The organism is Arachidicoccus sp., from assembly GCF_050436765.1.
Lineage (GTDB): Bacteria > Bacteroidota > Bacteroidia > Chitinophagales > Chitinophagaceae > Arachidicoccus.
This window is the reverse complement of sequence record NZ_JBNQGD010000088.1, coordinates 453-1,463: the sequence shown is the minus strand read 5'-3', so window position 1 is coordinate 1,463 and position 1,011 is coordinate 453. Positions and strand designations below refer to the sequence as shown.

The 1,011-nt window shown below is 39.5% G+C and carries 2 protein-coding genes; both read right to left on the bottom strand.

Annotated elements, in window-relative coordinates; all coding sequences use genetic code 11:
• The coding region (locus ACQR30_RS03695) for a hypothetical protein (RefSeq protein ID WP_429731427.1) at positions 1 to 232 on the bottom strand (232 nt) is incomplete at its 3' end.
• Positions 233 to 286: 54 nt separating this feature from the next.
• Complete coding sequence (locus ACQR30_RS03690) at positions 287 to 886, bottom strand: hypothetical protein (RefSeq protein ID WP_429731425.1); 600 nt, start codon at positions 884 to 886, stop codon at positions 287 to 289.
• Positions 887 to 1,011 lie beyond the last annotated feature (125 nt).

The following is a 1,011-nucleotide window of genomic DNA, read 5'->3' as shown; positions in this document are numbered from 1 at the left end:
CCCATTCTTGCAACGCCTTTTTAGACTGGAAAACAGATTTTATGAGGTTATATTGAGTTCCCCAACGTGTTATAACCGAAGCAATAAGTGCTATTCTTTTCTTGTAGTGCTTTTCTTGCAGCGCTTGTAAATTGGCGTATTGATAAGGGCTTTTATGGAAATAAGAAACAACTTCGACAGCGGATTTGAACGTTGCTTTGACTGTAGGCCACCTTGATTTCTGACCTAGCAAATCTTTGAATATTAGCTGTAAGCCATGAGAATCGCAAGGAATAGATAAAATATGCTAAAGATTTGGCTTTTCTAATAAGCATCTCCAAACTGCTCTCATTGTACTGCATGTATCGGTAGAAATCGAGTTTATATTTGTCCACGTATTTTGATTGATATTAAGGTCTTTTTGAAGCGCTTGAAGCTGTTGATAAACTTCATCCGCAATAGAAGGCGCATCTAGCTGTCGATTCTTCATATTTTTAAGCGAATAAAACCATGATCTTGTCGGTGTAGTAATTGTTATCACAAAACAGCGTTCATTGTTGATATTTGTTGACTCATCGAACGTAATATTGAGATATCGAGTACGACGTAGTTCATTAAGGATTCGGTCTCGTAAAGCCTGATAATATCGAGGGATAATCTTGGTGCTAATTGTATCTGCATTTGGAGGCATATAAAGAGGATTCACGCGTTGAAGAAAAGTGCGCATGCTGACTTGCTCGAATATAGAGAATGGCCGGTTGTCGATAACAATTGCATCAACTAAAGCTTCATCCATTGCTGCTTGAGCAGAAGGTAATTTCTCAATTTGAAGCCTTTGTTGAACGCTTTTTGTGTCTCTTTTTAAGATCTCAAGAGCTTTACTGCAGGTCTCGATATGCTCTGCCATGCGCGTTGTATTGACCGCCCTGATTTTGCCGCACCCGAGGCATTTGGCCTGCCCGGACTTGCTCAAAAATCAGCTTCAACCTTGGAGAAGAGAATTTATATGTAAACTAACCGCTTTTTGACTCT

Excerpts from the sequence above, each read along its gene's own strand:
- ACQR30_RS03690 (WP_429731425.1), bottom strand. The coding sequence starts at position 886 with ATGGCAGAGCATATCGAGACCTGCAGTAAAGCTCTTGAGATCTTAAAA.